General features: G+C 42.2%; 20 protein-coding genes and 1 other annotated feature. Of the genes, 11 read left to right on the top strand and 9 right to left on the bottom strand.

Annotated elements, in window-relative coordinates; translation table 11 throughout:
- Nucleotides 1-118: 118 nt before the first annotated feature.
- Nucleotides 119-1,303 carry a pyridoxal phosphate-dependent aminotransferase gene (locus tag B5473_RS09065; protein WP_079524565.1) on the bottom strand — a complete coding sequence of 395 codons (1,185 nt, stop codon included), beginning with the start codon at nucleotides 1,301-1,303 and terminating at the stop codon, nucleotides 119-121.
- Between the two features lie 150 nt (nucleotides 1,304-1,453).
- Between B5473_RS09065 and B5473_RS09070 the strand changes: the two genes are divergently transcribed.
- The 11 genes from B5473_RS09070 to B5473_RS09120 all read left to right on the top strand — a co-directional run bounded on the left by B5473_RS09070 (nucleotide 1,454) and on the right by B5473_RS09120 (nucleotide 13,634).
- Nucleotides 1,454-2,245 carry a carbon-nitrogen family hydrolase gene (locus B5473_RS09070; protein WP_079524566.1) on the top strand — a complete coding sequence of 264 codons (792 nt, stop codon included), beginning with the start codon at nucleotides 1,454-1,456 and terminating at the stop codon, nucleotides 2,243-2,245.
- A gap of 177 nt (nucleotides 2,246-2,422) precedes the next feature.
- The gene (locus B5473_RS09075; RefSeq protein WP_079524567.1) at nucleotides 2,423-3,676 is read left to right on the top strand and encodes a Y-family DNA polymerase; all 1,254 of its coding nucleotides are present in this window, start codon (nucleotides 2,423-2,425) and stop codon (nucleotides 3,674-3,676) included.
- Nucleotides 3,677-3,688: 12 nt separating this feature from the next.
- On the top strand, nucleotides 3,689-4,009 hold the full coding sequence (locus B5473_RS09080) for a YolD-like family protein (RefSeq protein ID WP_079524568.1): 321 nt from the start codon (nucleotides 3,689-3,691) through the stop codon (nucleotides 4,007-4,009).
- 395 nt (nucleotides 4,010-4,404) lie between these two features.
- Entirely contained in the window at nucleotides 4,405-5,355 is a 951-nt protein-coding gene (locus B5473_RS09085; protein ID WP_079524569.1) for an L-threonine 3-dehydrogenase, read from the top strand.
- A gap of 273 nt (nucleotides 5,356-5,628) precedes the next feature.
- The gene (locus B5473_RS09090; protein ID WP_176142111.1) at nucleotides 5,629-7,242 is read left to right on the top strand and encodes a long-chain fatty acid--CoA ligase; all 1,614 of its coding nucleotides are present in this window, start codon (nucleotides 5,629-5,631) and stop codon (nucleotides 7,240-7,242) included.
- Nucleotides 7,243-7,352: 110 nt separating this feature from the next.
- Entirely contained in the window at nucleotides 7,353-8,039 is a 687-nt protein-coding gene (locus tag B5473_RS09095) for a response regulator transcription factor (RefSeq protein WP_254865282.1), read from the top strand.
- Nucleotides 8,032-9,276: a sensor histidine kinase gene (locus B5473_RS09100; protein ID WP_079524572.1), complete on the top strand. Its 1,245-nt coding sequence runs from the start codon at nucleotides 8,032-8,034 to the stop codon at nucleotides 9,274-9,276. Before B5473_RS09095 ends, B5473_RS09100 begins: the two co-directional genes overlap by 8 nt.
- Nucleotides 9,277-9,446: 170 nt before the next feature.
- On the top strand, nucleotides 9,447-11,351 hold the full coding sequence (locus B5473_RS09105) for a CotH kinase family protein (protein WP_254865379.1): 1,905 nt from the start codon (nucleotides 9,447-9,449) through the stop codon (nucleotides 11,349-11,351).
- Nucleotides 11,329-12,030, top strand: a complete 702-nt coding sequence (locus B5473_RS09110) for a polyphosphate polymerase domain-containing protein (RefSeq protein WP_139377723.1) — start codon at nucleotides 11,329-11,331, stop codon at nucleotides 12,028-12,030. Before B5473_RS09105 ends, B5473_RS09110 begins: the two co-directional genes overlap by 23 nt.
- Nucleotides 12,031-12,048: 18 nt before the next feature.
- Entirely contained in the window at nucleotides 12,049-12,753 is a 705-nt protein-coding gene (locus B5473_RS09115; protein WP_079524574.1) for a DUF4956 domain-containing protein, read from the top strand.
- Nucleotides 12,754-12,770: 17 nt separating this feature from the next.
- Nucleotides 12,771-13,634, top strand: coding sequence for a peptidylprolyl isomerase (locus B5473_RS09120; protein WP_079524575.1), 864 nt, complete (start codon nucleotides 12,771-12,773; stop codon nucleotides 13,632-13,634).
- Nucleotides 13,635-13,660: 26 nt separating this feature from the next.
- Here the strand turns inward: B5473_RS09120 and B5473_RS09125 are convergent, their stop codons facing one another.
- The 8 genes from B5473_RS09125 to B5473_RS09160 all read right to left on the bottom strand — a co-directional run bounded on the left by B5473_RS09125 (nucleotide 13,661) and on the right by B5473_RS09160 (nucleotide 20,424).
- A complete protein-coding gene (locus B5473_RS09125; protein WP_079524576.1) occupies nucleotides 13,661-13,891 on the bottom strand; it encodes a sulfate permease in 231 nt (76 codons plus the stop codon).
- 144 nt (nucleotides 13,892-14,035) lie between these two features.
- Nucleotides 14,036-14,815: a tryptophan synthase subunit alpha gene (gene trpA / locus B5473_RS09130; RefSeq protein WP_079524577.1), complete on the bottom strand. Its 780-nt coding sequence runs from the start codon at nucleotides 14,813-14,815 to the stop codon at nucleotides 14,036-14,038.
- The gene (gene trpB, locus B5473_RS09135) at nucleotides 14,812-15,999 is read right to left on the bottom strand and encodes a tryptophan synthase subunit beta (protein ID WP_079524578.1); all 1,188 of its coding nucleotides are present in this window, start codon (nucleotides 15,997-15,999) and stop codon (nucleotides 14,812-14,814) included. Before trpB ends, trpA begins: the two co-directional genes overlap by 4 nt.
- Nucleotides 15,996-16,613 carry a phosphoribosylanthranilate isomerase gene (locus B5473_RS09140; RefSeq protein WP_079524579.1) on the bottom strand — a complete coding sequence of 206 codons (618 nt, stop codon included), beginning with the start codon at nucleotides 16,611-16,613 and terminating at the stop codon, nucleotides 15,996-15,998. Before B5473_RS09140 ends, trpB begins: the two co-directional genes overlap by 4 nt.
- Nucleotides 16,610-17,404 (bottom strand): indole-3-glycerol phosphate synthase TrpC, encoded by a 795-nt coding sequence (trpC, locus tag B5473_RS09145; RefSeq protein WP_079524580.1) that lies wholly within the window; start codon nucleotides 17,402-17,404, stop codon nucleotides 16,610-16,612. Before trpC ends, B5473_RS09140 begins: the two co-directional genes overlap by 4 nt.
- On the bottom strand, nucleotides 17,401-18,438 hold the full coding sequence (gene trpD / locus B5473_RS09150; protein WP_079524581.1) for an anthranilate phosphoribosyltransferase: 1,038 nt from the start codon (nucleotides 18,436-18,438) through the stop codon (nucleotides 17,401-17,403). The genes trpC and trpD overlap by 4 nt, the downstream gene beginning before the upstream one ends.
- Nucleotides 18,439-18,443: 5 nt before the next feature.
- Nucleotides 18,444-19,427: a metal ABC transporter ATP-binding protein gene (locus tag B5473_RS09155; protein WP_079524582.1), complete on the bottom strand. Its 984-nt coding sequence runs from the start codon at nucleotides 19,425-19,427 to the stop codon at nucleotides 18,444-18,446.
- 118 nt (nucleotides 19,428-19,545) lie between these two features.
- Nucleotides 19,546-19,760, bottom strand: a binding site (T-box leader).
- 178 nt (nucleotides 19,761-19,938) lie between these two features.
- Nucleotides 19,939-20,424: a QueT transporter family protein gene (locus B5473_RS09160; RefSeq protein WP_079524583.1), complete on the bottom strand. Its 486-nt coding sequence runs from the start codon at nucleotides 20,422-20,424 to the stop codon at nucleotides 19,939-19,941.
- Nucleotides 20,425-20,428: the final 4 nt, after the last annotated feature.

A 20,428-nucleotide genomic window follows, 5' to 3' on the forward strand; every position in this document is an offset into this window, starting at 1 on the left:
ATGTGAGAGCAAGTGAGGATTATTAAGTGATGGTTGAGGATTACTGAGTCAAAACTGAGGATTAAAACAAAAATGCGGCGAATAAAACACCGCATTTCCGATAAAGAATAATCAAAAGTTATTTCAAAACCGTCTCCTCAAACAGACCAAGCTTCGCGACACGCTGCATTGCTTCGCGCAAACGTTCTTCATCGACGAGCAGTCCGACACGAATATAGCCTTCGCCGTATTCACCAAAACCATTACCGGCTGCAACGGCAATATCCGCTCTTTCCAGCAAATAGTCGGCAAATAGCTCGCTTGTATATGGTGCAGGTACAGGGAGCCATGCGAAAAACGAGCCTTTCGGAGCTGTGATTTCCCAGCCGATTTTATGAGCCTCTTCAACGAGTACATTGCGGCGACGCTCATATAATGCACGAAGTTCCTGTACACAAGCTTGCTCCTCGTTCAGTGCAACGGCCGCTGCATGCTGAATAGCAGGGAACTGGCTGCAAAACAGATGGTCCTGAATAATATTAATCGCTTCAATCATTTTTGCATTACCGACAGCAAAGCCGATACGCCAGCCCGCCATATTGTACGATTTGGACAATGTATAAAGCTCAATGCCGACTTCTTTTGCACCGGGTGCCTGCAGGAAGCTTGGCGGGCGTTCACCATCAAAGCCCAGTGCCCCGTAAGCGAAGTCATGAGCAACCGCAATGTTATTCTCTTTAGCGAACTGTACGGTCTGTTCAAAAAATTCATGCGTTGCGACACCGCCAGTCGGGTTGTTCGGATAGTTTAAATACATCAATTTTGCCCGGCTTTTAATTTCTGCAGACAATGCCTCGTAGTCCGGCAAAAAGTGATTTTCCTCTTGAAGCGGTATCGTATCAAACTTTACATCTGCCAGTGCGACACCGGATAAGTAATCCGGATAACCCGGATCTGGGAGGAGCATATAATCGCCTGGATTCAGGAGTCCAAGCGGAAGTTCGACTAAACCGATTTTCGTTCCGCCAAGAACAGCCACTTCTGAAGCGGGATCAATGTCGACATTATATTCACGTTTATAGAAATCTGCAGCTGCTTGCTTGAGCTCTGCAATACCACGGAACGGGGAATATTTATGTGTTTGTGGATCATTTGCCGCATTTTGCAGTGCTTCAACAATATGTGCCGGTGTTGGCTGATCCGGATTTCCCTGACCTAAATTAATCACATCGCGCCCTTCAGCAAGCGCTTCATTTACTTTGTTTACAAGTGCTGCGAAAAACTGTGGTGGTAACTGTTGCAGCTTTTTCGAGAATTCAATCATTCTTTATCACCTCTGAAAAATAGTAAGGTTAATGTTAGTCTAAAACTTCACTTAAGTAAAGTGAAGATTTTGACAACTTGAAGTGAGATGTTACAATGAGTACGAATATGCGAAAATAGATTCGCACGGAATTTTAAGGCGGTGGCATTTATGAAAATTGGTTGTATTCAGTTGAATGTTGGTTTTGGCAAGGTAGATGAAAACTATGAACGCGCGGAGAAATTTATTCGCGAAGCGGTAGCAGGCGGTGCTGAAATCGTTGTATTACCGGAAATGTGGAATACGGGCTATGCGCTCGAAAAACTGGAAGAGCTGGCAGACGAAAATGGTGAACGTACGAAAGCATTTTTAAGCAGTCTTTCAAAAGAATTGGCGGTACATATTGTAGGTGGATCGGTATCGGTGAAGCGTGATGATAAGTTTTACAATACGATGTATACGTACAATCGTGATGGTGAGTTAGTCGGCGAGTACAGTAAAGTGCATTTATTCCGCTTAATGGATGAGCATTTGTATTTGGAATCCGGCAGTGACATGAATCGTTTCGCGTTAGGTGAGCTCGAAGCAGGCGGAGCGATTTGTTATGATATTCGTTTCCCGGAGTGGCTGCGTTCTCATGCGCTGGATGGTGCTAAGGTGCTGTTCGTACCAGCACAATGGCCGACACCACGTATTGATCACTGGAAAATATTACTGCAGGCGCGAGCAATTGAAAACCAGTGCTTTGTCGTTGCGGTAAATCGTATTGCCCGTAAAGTGGAAAATTTCAATGGTCAGTCAATGATTATCGGACCATGGGGTGAGGTGCTTTGGACAGGAGCAGAAGATGAGGAGCTGGCGATCATTGACGTTGATTTTTCAACAGTCGATGAAGTGCGCGGCCGCATCCCTGTATACGAAGATCGCCGTCCGGGTCTTTATGAAAAAGTAATAAAAGAATAAAGGTTAAAAGCGTACTGGATAAATGCCGGTGCGCTTTTTTTGCATTAAGCAGCAAATTAACTCACTGATAAAACAAAAAAATTCCTCCCAACCAAAACAACCACTACTTTCCACTTGCCATCTCACACGTCTCATTTTAATATAAGAACAAATGTTCGATATAAGGAGATGAGCTCTATGTATGAAAATGCGCCGGAACGTTCGATTATTTGTATTGATATGCGCAGTTTTTATGCAAGCTGTATTGCATCGGTTGAAAATTTAAATGTAATGGAAGTCCCGATTGCGATTGTCGGAAATTTTCAGCAAAAGGGGAGTGTTGTACTTGCAGCGTCCCCTCCGATGAAAAAGCGCTTTAATATTCGCACAGGTTCACGATTATACGAAATCCCGCCACATCCGGATATTCGTCTTTTTGAGCCGCGGATGTCATTATTTATACGCATATCAATGGAAATTACACGTCTGTTCAACGAGTTCGTTCCAAAAGAGGCCATTCATGTATATAGTGTCGACGAAAGTTTTATCGATTTAACCGGAACCGAAAAATTATGGGGACCGCCTGAAGAAACAGCGAAATACATTCAGCAGCTCGTTTACAACCAATTTGAAATTCCATGTGCAGTCGGTTTCGGTCCCAATATGTTAATGGCAAAACTGGCGCTCGATATCGAAGCAAAAAAGACGGGATTTGCAAAATGGACATATAATGATGTACCGGAAAAATTGTGGCCGATCATGCCGCTGTCCACGATGTGGGGCATCGGCAGCCGTACGGAAAGAACGCTGAATCATATGGGCATTTATTCTGTCTACGATTTGGCGCATGCCGATTTAACGTTACTTGAAAAGCGCTTCGGAGTTCTTGGCAATCAGCTTTATTATCATGCTTGGGGAATCGATCATTCGACAGTCGGTGCGCCGATTATGCAAGGGCAAATCAGCTTCGGTAAAGGTCAGATGCTGATGCGCGATTATCGCAGTCGAAAGGAAATTTTAGTCGTATTGCTGGAAATGTGTGAAGACGTGGCAAGACGGGCGCGGGAAGCGAAAAAAATTGGTCGGACGATTTCATTAGGGCTTAGCTACAGTAAAGATGCTTTCGGGGGCGGATTTCACCGTTCACGCACAATCGATGAGCCGACAAACGATACGCTGAAAATTTTCGAAGTGTGCAAGCAGCTGCTCGACGAATTTTACGCCGAACGACCGGCACGCAAAGTTACGATTACATTAAGCAATATTGAAAGCGAATATTCGATGCAGCTCAGCCTGTTCGATGAAATGCGTTGGCGCAACCGTAAGCTTGGAGAAACGATGGACCGTTTACGTACAAAATACGGCACAACAGCGATATTGCGTGCGGTTTCCTATACGGAAGCTGGTACTGCACTGACACGGGCTAAATTAGTAGGCGGGCATAAACAATAAGGAGTGAAGGCGATGAACAAAGATAGAGGAACAATTAAATGGAGCGCAATGATGCTGCCGGAGCATGTCAAACTATTGCGTGAATGGCAAGAAGAGGACACAATTGTTACCCAACCCCAACTCGACGAAGCCCAGTTAGAACAAATTAACATCAATCTGCAGCGAGCCTACACAGAACATTGCCCGATCCAACTAAAAGTATGGGAGCAAACAGGCCTCTATACAGTTTCCGGGGCAATCCAAAAAATCAACATCCACGAACAATACGTAAAACTGATAAACAGCGAAAGAATTCAGTTCCACCATATTTATGAAGCACTCTTGGATGAGTAGACTTTCCAATTGTCCAATAAAAAGTAGACGATAAATGGGGGAGGCAACTCCAGAGGAAAGCGTCCGACCCGGAATGGAAAGCAACCCCATGTTAGAAAAAGAAATTAAATTTCTCTTAATCTAATAACGAGAACCACCCGTATAGAAGCAATTTTACTATTCGAATATTTCACACGTACAAATGTATTGCTCAAAAAGAATATTTTTAACATATTGTTTTTTACAAAAGAACATCCTATAATGAATTTCATGAAAATGTTTGAACATCAAGTTTTGCGGATGGTTCTATGTATTTTCCACAAGGACATTTGTTTTAATAGATGAGAAATAATAGACGGTATATTCAGCGGTAACAGGCTGGAAATATGTCTTTTAAAGGATAGGGAGGCTTCAGATTGAAGAAAATTATGGTGACCGGTGCTTTAGGTCAAATTGGTTCGGAATTAGTAGAGAAATTACGCCATACGTATGGCACAGATAATGTATTGGCAACAGATATTCGAAAGATTGATCAGCATGAAGGTCCATTTGAAGTATTGGATGTAACAGATGGGAAACGCATGCACACACTTGCCCATGATTTTGGTGCAGACACGATGATACACATGGCTGCATTACTCTCGGCAACAGCAGAAAAAAATCCGGTATTCGCCTGGAATTTAAATATGGGCGGTTTAATGAATGCACTTGAAGTGGCACGTGAACTGGATATGCAGTTTTTCACACCAAGTTCAATCGGCGCATTCGGTCCTTCTACGCCAAAGGACAATACACCACAAGATACACTGCAGCGTCCAACAACGATGTACGGTGTCAATAAAGTAGCAGGCGAGTTATTATGCGACTACTACTACACACGCTTTGGACTGGATACACGCGGTGTCCGTTTCCCGGGATTGATTTCTTATGTGACGCCACCAGGTGGAGGAACGACGGACTATGCGGTAGATATTTATTATAAAGCTATTGCGGAAGGCCGCTACACATCGTATATTGCAGAAGGTACGTATATGGATATGATGTATATGCCCGATGCACTGCAGGCCATTGTTGATTTAATGGAAGCAGACCCGGCAAAGCTTGAGCACCGCAATGCATTCAATATTTCGGCGATGAGCTTTGAGCCGTCTCAAATCGCAGCCGAAATTAAAAAGCATATTCCAAGCTTCACAATGGATTATGATGTGGATCCGATCCGTCAAGCAATTGCCGACAGCTGGCCAAATGCAATCGACTCATCAGCAGCGATTGAGGAATGGGGTTTTAAAGCAAGCTACGATCTGGAAAAAATGACGGTCGATATGCTGGAAAAACTAAAAGTACGATTAGCGCAAAACGCGATTTAATTTATAGAAGCGAGTGAAACTGTTGAAAAGCAGTTCACTCGTTTTTTTTGTATAGGTGGCTGCGGAAATCTTCGGTGGAGGAGGTCTAAAAGCGAAATTCTATAATATCCGCTTGCTCTTGTAAAATGAAATTCTTGCATTATTGACGAAATATTTTCATTTTTCAGTATATTATATTAGAATGTTATTGTGGGAGAAATTAGGAGGTGTTTTATCGGTAATGGGGATTGCCGGTAAAAGAGAACACCTCATAAAAGGGGGAAATATATAATGATGATGCAAACACCACTCGTTCTAACGGACATGATCAAGCGTGCAGAAACGTATTATGCACACAAAGAAATTATTTCACGTACAAGTGAGGAAAAGGTGCATCGCCTTACATACGGGCAATGGGTGAAACGCACAAGAAAACTGGCGCATGCATTAACAAAGCTGGGCATGGAGCGCGGCGACAAAATTGCTTCATTTGCCTGGAATCAGCACCGCCATTTAGAAGCGTATTTTGCGGTCCCATGTACAGGTGCAATTTTGCATATGGTCAATATCCGCCTGTCACCGGAACATATTGCGTACATTATTAATCATGCGGAAGATAAAATAATTTTAATAGATGAAGATTTAGTGCCGCTCATTGAAGAAGTGCAGTCGGAACTGAAAACAATTGAACATTACATCATTATGGCGGATGGGGAACTGCCGGAAACAACCTTGCCGAATGTACTGTCATACGAGGCATTGCTGGAAGAAGCAGATGAAAACTTTGCGTTCCCGGAAGATTTGGATGAAAATGCGCCGGCAAGCATGTGCTATACAAGCGCAACAACTGGAAACCCAAAAGGGGTCGTGTATACACATCGTTCGCTCGTGCTGCATTCCATGTCAATTTCAATGGTGGATACGATGGCAATCTCAGAACGTGACACGATTTTACCGATTGTTCCGATGTTCCATGTAAACGCTTGGGGGATGCCGTTTGCAGCAGTGAATGTAGGGGCGACACAAGTATTGATCGGCCCTCAATTTAAACCGGCATTAATATTGGATTTCATTGAGCAATACAATGTAACGAAAACAGCAGGCGTCCCGACAATCTGGCTCGGTGCATTGCAGGAACAGGAAAAAAGAGCACGTAATTTATCGACATTACAGGAGATTTTCTGTGGAGGATCTGCTTCACCAAAAGGACTTATTAAAAAGTACGAAGAAATGGACATCAACTATATTGTGGTATACGGCATGACGGAAACTTCACCGATTGTTTCGATGTCACGTGATCTGTCACATATGGATGACTGGTCATTGGATGAAAAAATTGAAACACGCGCGATGCAAGGTTTAACGGTTCCGGGGATTGAATCAAGCATCGTCAATGAAAATGGTGAAGTACCTTGGGATGGTGAAACAATGGGTGAGCTGCGTCTGCGTGGTCCATGGATTGCGGCGGAATATTATAAAGATGAACGTACAGCGGAAGCATTTTCTGATGGGTGGCTATATACAGGAGATATCGCGGTTCGTTCAAAAGAGGGATTCATTAAAATAACAGACCGAACAAAGGACCTGATCAAATCCGGTGGTGAATGGATATCGTCCGTTGATTTGGAAAATGCGCTTATGTCGCATGAAGCAGTATTTGAAGCGGCAGTGATTGCCATTCCACATGCGAAATGGCAAGAACGTCCGCTGGCATGTGTTGTCCTGAAAGAGGGCGCAAATGCAACTAAAGAAGAGCTGACGGCATTTTTGGAAGGTCAATTTGCAAAATGGTGGCTGCCGGATGATATCGTATTTCTAACTGAGATTCCAAAAACTTCTGTCGGGAAATTCTTAAAGGCAAAGCTGCGTGAAAATGTGAATGAAATTTATCCACAGCTACAAATATAATTTGAAATAATGGGAACGCTCTGTATCACCGGGCGTTCCTTTTTATTTTTTACTAGAATAAAAAGGAAAGGTGTGCAAAAATAATGGCAAGCTGAGTTCAATTAAAGAAGGTGCAGAAATTGCGGATTTTAGTAGCGGACGATGATCATACATTGTGTGAAAACATCGCGAAAATATTGAAGCTCGATTTTTATGCGGTTGATTCCGTATTTGATGGAGCGGAAGCGAAGGATTTAATTGATTACTATCAATACGATCTGCTCGTGCTCGACTGGATGATGCCGGAAGCTTTAGGAATTGAGGTTTGCCGGTATGCACGTAGCAAAGGATTTGATGGCGGAATTTTAATGCTGACGGCAAAAGATGCAACGGAAAACATTATCGAAGGATTGGATAATGGCGCGGATGACTATATGGTAAAGCCATTTAAAATGGAGGAGCTTCGCGCAAGAGTCCGGGCATTGTTGCGTCGGAAAAACAAAATGGTGGAAGAGGAGATCAGCGTAGGGGCACTGAAGCTTAATAAAAACAAGCGGACCGTTTTTATTGAGAATTTCGAAGTAAGCCTGACGAAAAATGAATTTCTGCTGCTTGAATACTTAATAGAAAACAGGGGACAATTACTGACACATGAACAGATGATCGACTATATTTGGGATATTGATGATAATGCCAATACGAATACGCTGGCAGCACTCATTCGCCTAGTACGCAAGAAAATCGATATGGAAGATGAGCCGTCCTATATTCAAAGCATTCGCGGACTTGGCTACAAGTTGAGGGACAGCGATGTTTAGAAAAATAAAAATGCGCCTCACATGGATGAATGCCATCAGCTACTTTGTTTTTCTCGTGCTGTTTTTAACTGTTTTCTATATATCCTTTGCGCAAATATTGAACAAAGTACAGGAAAATATGGTCGAAAGCTATGCGGCCAACAATATCGATAAGTTTTTCAATATATATAACGGACCGCCAAAGCCTCCTCAGCGTTTTGAACTTGAAGTCGATAAAGTGAGCTTCTTTTATGTCGTTAACCGTGATCTGGACATTTTGTACGGCGAAGAGCTGCATGCGGGATTCAATGAGGTATTGCAGGAAAATTTAACGCCGGTAGAAACGAAACAGTTTAAACGATATGACTACGAAGGCGAAACATTGCTCGTCATGACACAGGCTGTGCGCATGAAAGGGGAGACACTGGGCTATATCGCAGTTGGTCAGGATGTCACGACATACGAAGAACTATTACAAAATGTACTCATTTTACTGATCATGCTGCTGACTGTTTCAAGTATCGGCATCGCAATTTTAAGTTATTTCCTAGTGAAAAAATCGATGGCACCAATCCAGACGTCGTATGAGCAACAGCGTCAATTCGTGGCAAATGCTTCCCATGAGCTCCGGACACCGCTTGCCGTACTGTACAGCTCGCTGGAATTATTCGAAACGCAAATGAAACAAAAGGAAACAGGCTATCCGACTGATACGATGGATGATATGAAAAATGAAGCAAATTATATGAATGATATGCTTTCAAGTTTGCTTACGCTAACACGATCGGATCAAAATCAAATTCAGCTGAAAATCAGTGAAGTGGATTTATCGAATGTACTTATTCAACGAACACGTCGCTTTGCCAAAACGGTGCAGCACCTATCATTTCAGCTCGATATTGAGGATGATTTGACGATTGAAGCGGATAAAATATTGGTAGAGGAACTGCTTTATATTTTACTGAAAAACGCAGTGACCTATACAACGGAAGGTACGGTTCATGTTCGCGCATATAAGGAAACAAGCTTCGTGAAAATCGAAGTGGCGGATACCGGTATCGGCATTGCAGCAGAAGATTTACCCCACATTTTCGAACGGTTTTACCGGGCAGATAAAATACGAAATAAATCTGGAACGGGGCTTGGACTTGCCATCGCAAAAGTCATTACCGATCTGCATGGCGGGCAAATTACAGTAAAAAGCGAGCTAGACGAAGGGACAACATTTACTGTTGCATTGCCGATTGTTCAAAAGTAGGCGATGAGTTTCTGATTAACTTCCGCAACAAAACAAAATATATGAATTATAGACTCAATTTTTTTCTTCTGGAGAAAAATTGAGTTTTTTTATTTATCCGAACCGTTTTTTCATTTTCATTTCATTTTTCCTCTGTATTGTATCCTTTGTAAGGAGGAATGACTTTGAAAGTGCGTACAAGATGGCTAGTTGTACCAATTATTTTAACGGTTGCCGTCGTGATAGTAGCAGTTTATGGGCTGAAGTATTTTAACGTAGAGAAATCAACAGCAGGCTATGACTATAAAGAACAATTATTTAATGAAGATGAACTCGGAGTCGTAGAAATAACGGTGAGTGGCAGCAACTGGAATAAAATTTTGGACAATCCAACTGCCGAGGAATATGTGGAAGCAACAGTAATGATTAACGGTGAAGCATATGACAATGTAGGTGTTCGTGCAAAAGGGAACTCCTCATTATCAAGTGTGGCGAACAGCGATTCAGAGCGCTACAGCCTAAAGGTGGATTTTGCCCAATATGATACGAACCAGACGTTTTACGGTTTGGAGAAAATCAATTTAAACAATAACTTTTCAGATACAACACAAATGAAGGAATTTGTCTCATACGAACTGATGGAACAATTGGGAATCGCGACACCAGCACACTCTTATGTAAAGGTGCTTGTGAATGGTGAATATTACGGACTGATGCTTGCCGTTGAAGAAATCGGGGAAGCCTTTGCGAAAACAAATTTTGGTTCGACAGAAGGGTTTATTTTTAAACCGGAAGGCGATGGCAGTGATTTAGCCTATAAATCGGATGATACAGATGATTACGCCGGAATTTTTGATGAAATAAAAATGAACAAAAAAACTGCTGAAAAAAATTCGAATATTATCAACATGATGAAAGAAATTAGCGAGGGTGACACCTCTTCGGTTGATATTGACCAGGTAGCCCGTTATTTCGCATTAAATACGGCGCTTGTCAGCATGGACAGTTATCAAGGCTCATTCAAGCATAACTACTATTTATATGAAGATGGAAATGGCCAATTCTCGGTTATTCCATGGGATTATAACATGGCATTCGGCGGATTTGGCGGCGGGGGCGGTCGTCCGGACGGGCAAGCGAATGCTAATACTGATGGCGGGCAAAATAGTGAAGCACAAACAGAAGAACCTGCAAATAATCCGCCGGAGATGAACGGTGGTATGGGGGGCGGCGGTATGATGCTTAACGAAACGATCATAACCGACTCCAATATTAATTTCAGTATTACGGAGCCTGTATCCGGAACAACTGTTGATGCACGTCCATTATTGAAAATTATTTTAGAGGACGAAGAGGCGCGGGCGTTATATGACGGTTATTTAGAAAAAATCGCAACTGAAATTTTAACAGAACAAAATGTACTTGCGATTACAACGAAATTGCAGGATTTGCTGCAGGAAGCAGTAGATGAAGATCCGTCCAAATTTGCAACGACAGAGCAATTTCTGGCAGGAGTGAGCGGTGAACAAAGCTTGCCGGAATTTGCAAAACAGCGCAGCGAATCGATCCTAAAGCAGCTTGTCGGTGAAATTGAAGGTGTCTCAGGTGCAGGATCAGGATTTGGCGGAGGTCCGGGTGGTGAAACGAATGGCGAAATGCCTGAAATGAACGGGCAAGCCCCACCGGAATTCGGGAACAGCGGGCAAGGGAATGCCAACCAAGGGCGCGGTAATCGCCCACAAAGAAATGGACAGCTACCCGCGAACGGAGAAAATGGAGCACAAGGTGGACCACCGGAAATGAACGGAGAGATGCCAGACTTTGAGGATATGCCGGAAATGAACGGAGAAATGCCGAACTTTGAGAACATGCCGGAAATGAACGGAGAAATGCCGAACTTTGAGAACATGCCTCAAATGAACGGCATGCCGGGCCAGCAACGTACAAAAGACGCGGCAACAGGCAATTCAAAACAGACGATCATCATATTGGCAGCTTCCTTTGCAGCAGTAATTACCGCAATCGGTGTTGTTGCAATCCTAAGCAGAAGAAAATATAAAAGGGGTGAGCAAGGTGACAAAACAAACATCCTATAATCCAAATGGCCGCAGTGAAATGAAATTTGGAATTACATATATCGACTACCAAATTTTAAGAATGAAGCTGCGTCATATGATGAAGCTCGATCCGCATGCAAATGCAAACGGGCGTTATCTCATCCGTTCATGTTATTTCGACAACTTCGACAATAAGGTAATGAACGAAAAGAAGGAAGGCTTTTTAAACCGGGATAAATACCGGGTACGCATCTACAACAAAAGTGATGCGGTCATTCACCTTGAGCGCAAGTCGAAGCGCAATAACCAGACACATAAATCTAAATGTCCGCTGACAAAAAAAGAATTTGAGCGATTGCGTGTAAATGATTTCGAATGGATGAAAGAGGATGAGCGATCATTAATTCGAGATTTGTATAAAGATATCAAACTATATCACCTGAAACCAACGACCGTTGTCGACTATGAACGTGAAGCTTACTTATATGAGCATGGCAATGTGCGTATAACATTCGATTGCAAAGTACAGACAAGCTTGCGCAATACTGATATGTTCGACAAAAACTTACCAATGGTCGATGTACTAGATCAAAATGAAGTCATTTTGGAAGTGAAGTATGACGAGTACTTGCCGACAGTCATTAAAGTGCTGCTGCAGGGCATTCATACGCGTCATGAAGCGTATTCAAAATATCAGTTAAGCCGCATGTTCGGCTAAAAATAGGAGGAATTTTAAGTGTTTACATTATTAGCAGCAACAAATATCACCAATTTTGATGATATTTTCAAATCGAGTTTCTTAGAAAAGACGTCCAGCTTTTCTTTAATCGACGCATTGATCGGATTGGCAAGTGCCTTTTTATTAGGTGTATTTATTTACTTCATATATAAAAAAACGTTTAACGGGGTTGTGTACTCACATTCGTTCAACATTTCGCTGATGATTATGGCTATGGCGACAGCATTAGTCATTATGGGGATCAGTCAAAATGTTCTATTATCACTTGGTATGGTCGGTGCATTATCAATCGTTCGTTTCCGTACACCAATTAAAGACCCGATGGATTTAATATTCCTGTTTTGGTCAGTAGTAGTCGGAATTTTATGTGGTGCAGGATTTATTCCTTTAGCGGTAATTGGTTCAGTCATTATTGGAGTAGTCATTATTGTTTTCCAAAATAAAATTGTGATCGAAAACCCGTACTTAGTTGTAGTACGTTTTGAGCATGAAGAAACAAATACAGTAATTGAAAGATTGTTGAAAGAAGCTTCAAAACGTTATTTATTAAAATCCAAATCGGTAATGAATGATGAACAAATGGAAGTAACCTATGAAGTACGCTTAAAAGGGAATGATGCTGCATTCGTATCAACATTATCAAAAGTAGAAGGTGTATCGTCAGCAGTAATGTTAAGCTATGACGGCAACTTCACAGCATAAAAACAGGGAGTGTAATAATGAAGAAAACTATAATCGGTATCACATTGACAGCTTCACTTTTGTTGGCGGCATGTGGAAATACAGATAACGAGATTGTTGCAACAACGGCTTACGGGGATATTACAAAATCGGGATTTTATGAGCAAATGAAAGAAATAGCCGGAACAACTCTTTTGGAACAAGTTGTAGTTGATAAAATTTTAACAGATCAGTATGAAGTGTCGGACAAAGAAATAGAGGAACAGCTCGAAACGTATAAAGAAATGTACGGAGACAGCTTTGAATCGGCTTTGGCGACGAATGGCTATACAGAAGAAACATTCAAAGATACAATACGTTTCCAATTGCTCCAGCAAAAGGCGATGGAAGATGTTGAGGTAACAGAAGAAGAAATCAAGACCTATTATGAGCAAGGGAAATATGAGCTTTATACACGCCACATTTTAGTCGAGACGGAAGAAGAGGCGCAGCAGTTGTATGAACAGATTTCGGAAGGCAGCGACTTTGAAACGGTTGCGAAAGAGAGCTCACAGGATAGCGAGACAGCTGAAAACGGCGGTGATCTAGACTGGCTGTCCATTGCTGATATGGAGACAACATTTGCAGATGCAGCGTATGCGTTAGAAACTGGAAAAGTATCAGAGCCGGTGGAAAGTACCTTAGGCTATGAAATTATTCAGCTAGTAGATAAACGAGAAGTGAAAGACTATGCTTCACTGGAAGAGCAAAAAGAAGAAATTAAAAAGACATTAAAAGAGCGGATTGTTGCGAATACTGAGTGGGAAACAGTAGAAGCACGCTTGTTAAAAGAAGCCAATGTTACAATTAAAGATGCTGATTTTAAAGATGCATTTAGCGCAACATTAAATGAAGAAGAGTAAATGAAAAACAAAAACGGGAACGCATATTAACGAGCGTTCCCGTTTTTAACTGTATTGCCTTTTAAAAAGCGTTTAATCATCGTCAGGCCAAGATTAAAGAGGAAAATGATCAGCGCAACTCGAAAGAAAGCAACGAAATATTGCCAAACGGTTGTACTTTCAATAAAAAGATTCGGCATATTATCGACTAATGCGTAAGTAAAATATCCCGCAAGCCCAAGAAAAAACAAACCGGCAAAAAAATCCTTTACACTCATCTTTAACCTCCATTTAATATGATTTAATCAAAGGATACCATATAAAGGAAACATAATATATATAGAAGAAAGTAGGATGCAAAGATATGAAAAGAGAAGGGGTCCTACAATTATCAAGTTGTTGCATCCTCTAATAAATAGCGATTAAATTACGGCCGATTTCTTCGTAGCCTGAACAAGCGCTTCTATTGTTGCCCAGTCCCGTTCAACGAGTGCCGTAACAATTTTACTGCCGACAATTACTCCATCCGCAATGTCACCGAAGCTTTTTACATGTTCAATTGTTGAAATACCGAAGCCTGCTAACACGGGAATATTGCTCGCTGCTTTCAAGTTTGCAAAATGCCCGGCAAGTTCCGTGGCAAAGCTTGCACGTTCACCGGTAATACCATTTACCGTAACGGCATAGACAAAGCCTTCACTTGCAGCAGCTAATTTTTTTATACGTTCAGGAGGGCTCATCAATGATACAAGCTGTACAAGCGCAATGCCGTTTTCCTTTAAAGCATCATGCAATAAAGCACTTTCTTCAAAAGGCATATCCGGTACAATCAGTCCTTGAACACCACCAAGTTTTGCATCCTCTGCAAATGCTTCAATCCCATAAGCTAAAATCGGGTTTAAGTACGTCATGACAACGAGCGGAATATGGATTTCCTGTGCAAAGCTTTGCAGTTCATCCAGTACTTTTTTCAATGTCACACCGTATGCAAGCGCACGTTCGCCGGCTTGTTCAATTGTTGGTCCATCTGCTACAGGGTCTGTAAATGGAATCCCAACTTCAATTGCGGAAACTCCGATTTGCTGAAGCTTTAATATAGTAGGTTTTAACGTTTCGATCCCGCCATCGCCTGCCATAATATAAGGAACAAATGCTTTATCCCCTGCAGCTAATACGTTTTCAAGCTGTTTTTGCAATGTCATTTTACGCCACCTCCTAGTTTATCCATTAATGTATGAACGTCTTTGTCTCCGCGTCCTGATAAGCAAACGACAACAATTTCATCAGCAGGTCGGCTTTTGGCAAATTGACTTGCATAGTAAACGGCATGCGCGCTTTCTAATGCCGGTAAAATTCCTTCCGTTTCACATAACAACTTCACACCTTCAAGTGCCTGTTCATCTGTAACAGAAGGGTAGGCAGCACGACCTGTTTCATGTAAATGGCAATGTTCCGGTCCAACTCCAGGATAATCCAGTCCCGCTGAAATAGAATGTGCTTCTTGTACAAAACCGTTATCATCCTGTAATAAGTACATAAACGCACCGTGAAGGACACCTGTTTTCCCAACATGAATTGCTGCCGCATGTTTGTCGGTATTGACACCTGAACCTGCAGCTTCCACTCCATACAATGCTACATCCTGATCTTCCACAAACGGGTAGAACATTCCGATTGCATTACTGCCGCCACCGATACAAGCAATAACTGTATCCGGAAGACGTCCTTCCTGCTGTAAAATTTGGGCACGTGTTTCATCCCCAATGACACGCTGGAAATCACGGACAATTGTAGGGAAGGGGTGTGGCCCAAGTGCTGACCCTAAAATGTAGTGTGTATCTTCTATATGAGTAACCCAGTGACGCAATGCTTCATTAACTGCATCTTTTAATGTAGCGGAGCCTTTTTCTACCGCAACAACTTTTGTCCCGAGCAGCTCCATACGGAAAACGTTCAGTTGCTGACGGCGTACATCTTCTGCTCCCATGTAAACAATACATTCCATATCAAGCAATGCACACGCAGTTGCTGTTGCGACACCGTGCTGACCTGCACCTGTTTCAGCAACAATTTTTTTCTTCCCCATACGTTTTGCTAAAAGTGCCTGGCCGATCGCATTATTTATTTTATGTGCGCCAGTATGATTTAAATCTTCACGCTTTAAATAGATTTTCGCACCGCCGACTTTTTTCGTTAAACGCTCCGCAAAATAAAGGGGAGTTTCACGTCCGACATATTGCTTTAAATAATAATCAAGTTCTTCCTGGAAAGAGGGGTCATTTTTTGCTTCCTCATAGGCAAGCTCCAATTCCTCAAGTGAAGTCATCAATGTCTCGGGCACAAATTGACCGCCGAATCGCCCGAAGCGTCCTTTTACTGTCGTCATAAAATCAACTCTCCTTTTGCTGTTTCAATAAAATTCGTAATCGCTGCTGAACTTTTTCGACCATCTACTTCTACACCACTTGAAACATCTACTGCAAATGGCTCGACAAGCATAATCGCCAGTCCAACATTTTCTTCATTTAGCCCACCTGCCAAAATGACCTTTTCAAGCGGAATTTTCACTTTATCAAGCAGCATCCAGTCAAAGGACTTTCCGCTTCCTCCACGGAAGTCAGTTCCAGGCGCATCGAACAAATAGTAGTCCACATCATATGTCGCCGCACGTGTCACATCCTCTTCACTACGAATCGAGAATGCTTTAATTGCCGGCAGCCCGATTACCTGAATCTGTTCGGGCGTTTCATCCCCGTGATATTGGATATAATCGAGTCCGACTTCTTTTGCAATTTGACGAATAGTGGCTGGCTCTTCATTGACAAAAACCCCGACTTTTTTGACCGTACCCGGAATTGCCTTTGCCAGTTCCACTGCTTCCTCTACCGTAATGCGTCGTTTACTGGGCGCAAACATAAATCCGATAAAATCAGCACCTGCTTTAACAGCTGTTTCTACATGTTCAATTTCTTTTAAACCGCAAATTTTTACTTTTGTCATCGATTTTCGCCAACCTTTGCTGTTATGTCGATTTTTAGTGCTTTAAGTGAATTTTTGACGTCGCCGCTGCGCATTAATGCTTCGCCGACTAATATACCTTTTGCGCCAGCATTCGCCACAAACTGTGCATCTTCCGGACCTAAAATTCCGCTTTCACTAATAAATGCTATCGGTGATGGAGGAAGAAGCTGTGCAATTTCAAGCGTTGCCGACAGTGAAACATCGAATGTTTTCAGATTCCGGTTATTCACTCCGATGATGTTTGCTCCAATGGCAAGGGCACGCTTTAATTCATCGGCATCGTGTACTTCAACAAGCACTTCTAGCTGTTGTTCTGTCGCATAGGCATAAAGGGATTTCAGCTGATCATCTGTTAATGCTGCGACAATCAACAGGACAACTGATGCGCCGGCAGCCTTCGCATAGTCGATCTGCACTTCATGAATGATGAAGTCTTTACATAAAACCGGTATGTCCACAGCATTTGCAACTGCATTTAAATCCGCATAGCTCCCTTTAAAAAATGCGCGTTCTGTCAATACGGAAATACAGGCAGCACCTGCTTCTTCATATTGTAAGGCTTGCTCAACAGGGTCGACTTCCGTCGCAATATTGCCTTTAGAAGGGGAGGCACGCTTCATTTCCGAAATTACTTGCAATGAATTGGCCGATATCAGTGTTTCGTATAAAGAAGGGCGGGCCTTATCAATTGTTAAAAACACAGGCTTTGTCGAAAGCAATTGTGGCAGCTCAGTCTTTTTTTGGTCAATAATACGGTCTAAAATCGTCATTTTACGGGTTCCTCCTGCATCTGTTTTTGGCTATAAGCAACGATATTTTCTAATTTTTCATAAGCGCGTCCTGACATAATACTGTCTTTCGCCATATCGATACCTTCCTTCATCGTCTCGGCAAGTCCGTATGCAAAGAATCCAATGCCGGCATTTAAAAGAACCGTATCAAAATACACACTTTGTTTTCCTTTTAGTAAGTCACGCATAATGTCCGCATTTTCTGCAGGAGTGCCGCCGCGAATTGCAGAAAGGGGCTGTGCGGCTAAGCCGACATCTTCAGCACGAAGTTTAAATGGAATCATGTCTCCGCGGTCTAACAGTACAAAAGTGTTTTCACCATCCAGTGATGCTTCATCCATTCCTTGTGCGCCAGAGACGACGATTGCACGTTCACGTCCTAGCATATGGAGCACTTCCGCATAATCGGTCGTGAAGTTCGGTCGGTTAATGCCGACAAACTGTGTTTTTAGCGGAACAGGGTTTGTTAGGGGACCGACTAAATTGAAAATCGTCGGCTTGCCGATTGCCTGTCGTACTTCACCAATCCGTTTTAATTTCGGATGCATGTTTGGAGCATGTAAGAAGGCGATACCGTGCTGTTTGAGCAACTCGGATGTTTGCTCGATATTTGGCAGCAGTGTAATGCCAAGTGCCTCCAACACATCCGAACTACCTGAAGCACTCGATACTTTTCGGTTGCCGTGCTTTGCTACTGAAATGCCGCCGCCTGCCAATACAAAAGCGGAAGTCGTACTAATATTGAAGCTTTGAAGTCCATCGCCGCCTGTACCGCAATTATCGATATAAATGCCTTCGGGTACGTCGACAGCAACTGCATGTGATTTCATAACAGAAGCTAAGCCAGCAACTTCATGTGCTGTTTCTCCTTTTGTACTCATCGCCGTTAAAAATGAGGCAATCTGTTCTTTCGGTGTTTGCTCACTAAAAATAAGCTGTGCTGCCTGCTGCATTTCCTCAAAAACTAAGTGCTCTTTTCGCTCAATCTGTTCAATGTATGGAAGTAAAGACATGTTCATCATCCTTTCAGTAAAGAGTGGAATGGCGCTTCTTCCTCTGCTTCCGAGTGAAGCTGTGCGACATTTCCTTGAATTATTATCGTTTGTTCAGGTGTCGTGAAATCGACCTGACCATTAAAGCCGATGTAGCCGATCAAGCCTTGTGCTGGTAATAGCCCTTTCACGACATCGATGGCATGAAGGGTAGGGCTTAAAGTACTTGTTGTAATATTGGCAAGCTGCTGCACCGAATTTTCTGTACTATAGCGTTCGATTGACGGTGCGTCATTTGTAACGGAAATATTCCCGTTCCGTACTTGCATGTAGTTTGATTTTGATGTGCCGATTACTGTGCAATCATCAAATTCGACATAGTACATATATGGTGCAGCGTGTTCGACACGCATTTTTCGATAAAGGGAAAGGGCCTCTCCAGTAAATTGTGCGCGATAACGTCCATTTTCCTCTTTTTCGACATGTTGTAATGTATAGGAAGACTGTTCAGGTGTTGGTGTTGTAAACAGCTGTTCAATCAATTGGTCAATGTTTGGTTCTACTTGCTCTGCTTCAATATTTGTATGGAAAACAGCGATTTCATCTGTTAAATGATCAAAAATAACGAGTGTATCGTAAACATGAAACTGCAGTTCAGGTAATGGCTTTTGCAATGCGTGAATATAGCCGATTCCGCCACCTGTAAACGGATATTCTGTATGTGATGAAATACGTGGCATCACTTGCTTTAATAGTTGGATCAGCTCGCCTTCATATGTGTAGGCTTTATTGGAATGATGCGCACGATCTAAAAGCTGATTTTCTGTCCCGATATACGTTTTCCGCGGATTGACACCGATGAACGAATAACGTCCATTGCCATCATATTTAGAGGAACTTTCCAATAAAAACTTCCGTTCACCTTGCAGTCGCTGGAAAATAGAAATCGGTGTCAGTAAATCCCCATTTACTTTTTTCATTGATGTACGAAAATGTTGCTGAACTACCATTTGAAACACTCCTTTTTTGAAATAAACTACGCCTTTACGATTTAGATTTAGCAATCTTGTAATTAACTTAAAGCTTTGCTGAATAAAAAAATCGCCCTCAGCAAAAGAATTAACTTTTGCTGAGGACGATCTGCACCGCGTTGCCACCTCGTTTGAAGCAAACCAAAAAAACCTTGCTTCCACTTAAACCTGATAACGGCAGGGTACCGTCCGCCGACTAACGCCAGCAGCTTTCATAAGGCCCATTCACATTTACCTTTTGGCGTATTTTCACCAGCCATACGCTCTCTGGACAAAACGATAAATGCTACTCTTCTTATTCAACAATTTACTCAACTAAGCTCAACTAAACGAAAACGGTGGTCACGCTCCCGCAACCTGCTACCGTAAATAACAATTTGAATATGCTTTATTCTAACACTGAAAAACGAAATGTCAAACAATTCTAAAATATTTCTGCTAAATAAAAAACCAGCTGACGTAAAAAAGTCAGCTGGCGAAACAATCGATATTAAATCAATTTTTTGAAATCCAATCGTTTATTTAAAGCGTACATAATCGGTGCTCCAACCGCCAATACAACAAATTCGCCAAATGCTACAAACAGCCAAGTTTCCCAGAACGGGAAGCCAAGCACGATATTCAGCTGTGCTGCAATGATAAACATTGTAAACGTAAATAGCGTTGTATTAATAATCAGACGAGCCCAAATATTTTTCACAAACTTACAAATGAATATGAAAATTCCCAGTGTAATAATCGTATGTCCGACACCAAATACTAAGTCGATTGGACCGATCGAAGACATCAGGAAATTGGAGATAAATACACCTAAAACAACACCTAACATATAGCGCGGGTTAAATGCGACTAAATGGTTAAAAATTTCGGCAATACGGAACTGTACTTGCCCAAAGCTAATTGGCGCAACAAGCATTGTGACAGCAATATATAAAGCTGCAATAATGGCACTCGCTGCAATAAACTTGACCTTCATATGA

It is taken from the genome of Solibacillus isronensis (assembly GCF_900168685.1).
Taxonomy (GTDB): domain Bacteria; phylum Bacillota; class Bacilli; order Bacillales_A; family Planococcaceae; genus Solibacillus; species Solibacillus isronensis_A.

Coding starts and splice junctions, on each gene's coding strand:
- B5473_RS09065 (WP_079524565.1), bottom strand. CDS start 1,303: ATGATTGAATTCTCGAAAAAGCTGCAACAGTTACCACCACAGTTTTTC.
- B5473_RS09070 (WP_079524566.1), top strand. CDS start 1,454: ATGAAAATTGGTTGTATTCAGTTGAATGTTGGTTTTGGCAAGGTAGAT.
- B5473_RS09075 (WP_079524567.1), top strand. CDS start 2,423: ATGTATGAAAATGCGCCGGAACGTTCGATTATTTGTATTGATATGCGC.
- B5473_RS09080 (WP_079524568.1), top strand. CDS start 3,689: ATGAACAAAGATAGAGGAACAATTAAATGGAGCGCAATGATGCTGCCG.
- B5473_RS09090 (WP_176142111.1), top strand. CDS start 5,629: ATGATGCAAACACCACTCGTTCTAACGGACATGATCAAGCGTGCAGAA.
- B5473_RS09100 (WP_079524572.1), top strand. CDS start 8,032: ATGTTTAGAAAAATAAAAATGCGCCTCACATGGATGAATGCCATCAGC.
- B5473_RS09120 (WP_079524575.1), top strand. CDS start 12,771: ATGAAGAAAACTATAATCGGTATCACATTGACAGCTTCACTTTTGTTG.
- B5473_RS09125 (WP_079524576.1), bottom strand. CDS start 13,891: ATGAGTGTAAAGGATTTTTTTGCCGGTTTGTTTTTTCTTGGGCTTGCG.
- trpA (WP_079524577.1), bottom strand. CDS start 14,815: ATGACATTGCAAAAACAGCTTGAAAACGTATTAGCTGCAGGGGATAAA.
- trpB (WP_079524578.1), bottom strand. CDS start 15,999: ATGACGACAGTAAAAGGACGCTTCGGGCGATTCGGCGGTCAATTTGTG.
- B5473_RS09140 (WP_079524579.1), bottom strand. CDS start 16,613: ATGACAAAAGTAAAAATTTGCGGTTTAAAAGAAATTGAACATGTAGAA.
- trpC (WP_079524580.1), bottom strand. CDS start 17,404: ATGACGATTTTAGACCGTATTATTGACCAAAAAAAGACTGAGCTGCCA.
- trpD (WP_079524581.1), bottom strand. CDS start 18,438: ATGTCTTTACTTCCATACATTGAACAGATTGAGCGAAAAGAGCACTTA.
- B5473_RS09155 (WP_079524582.1), bottom strand. CDS start 19,427: ATGGTAGTTCAGCAACATTTTCGTACATCAATGAAAAAAGTAAATGGG.
- B5473_RS09160 (WP_079524583.1), bottom strand. CDS start 20,424: ATGAAGGTCAAGTTTATTGCAGCGAGTGCCATTATTGCAGCTTTATAT.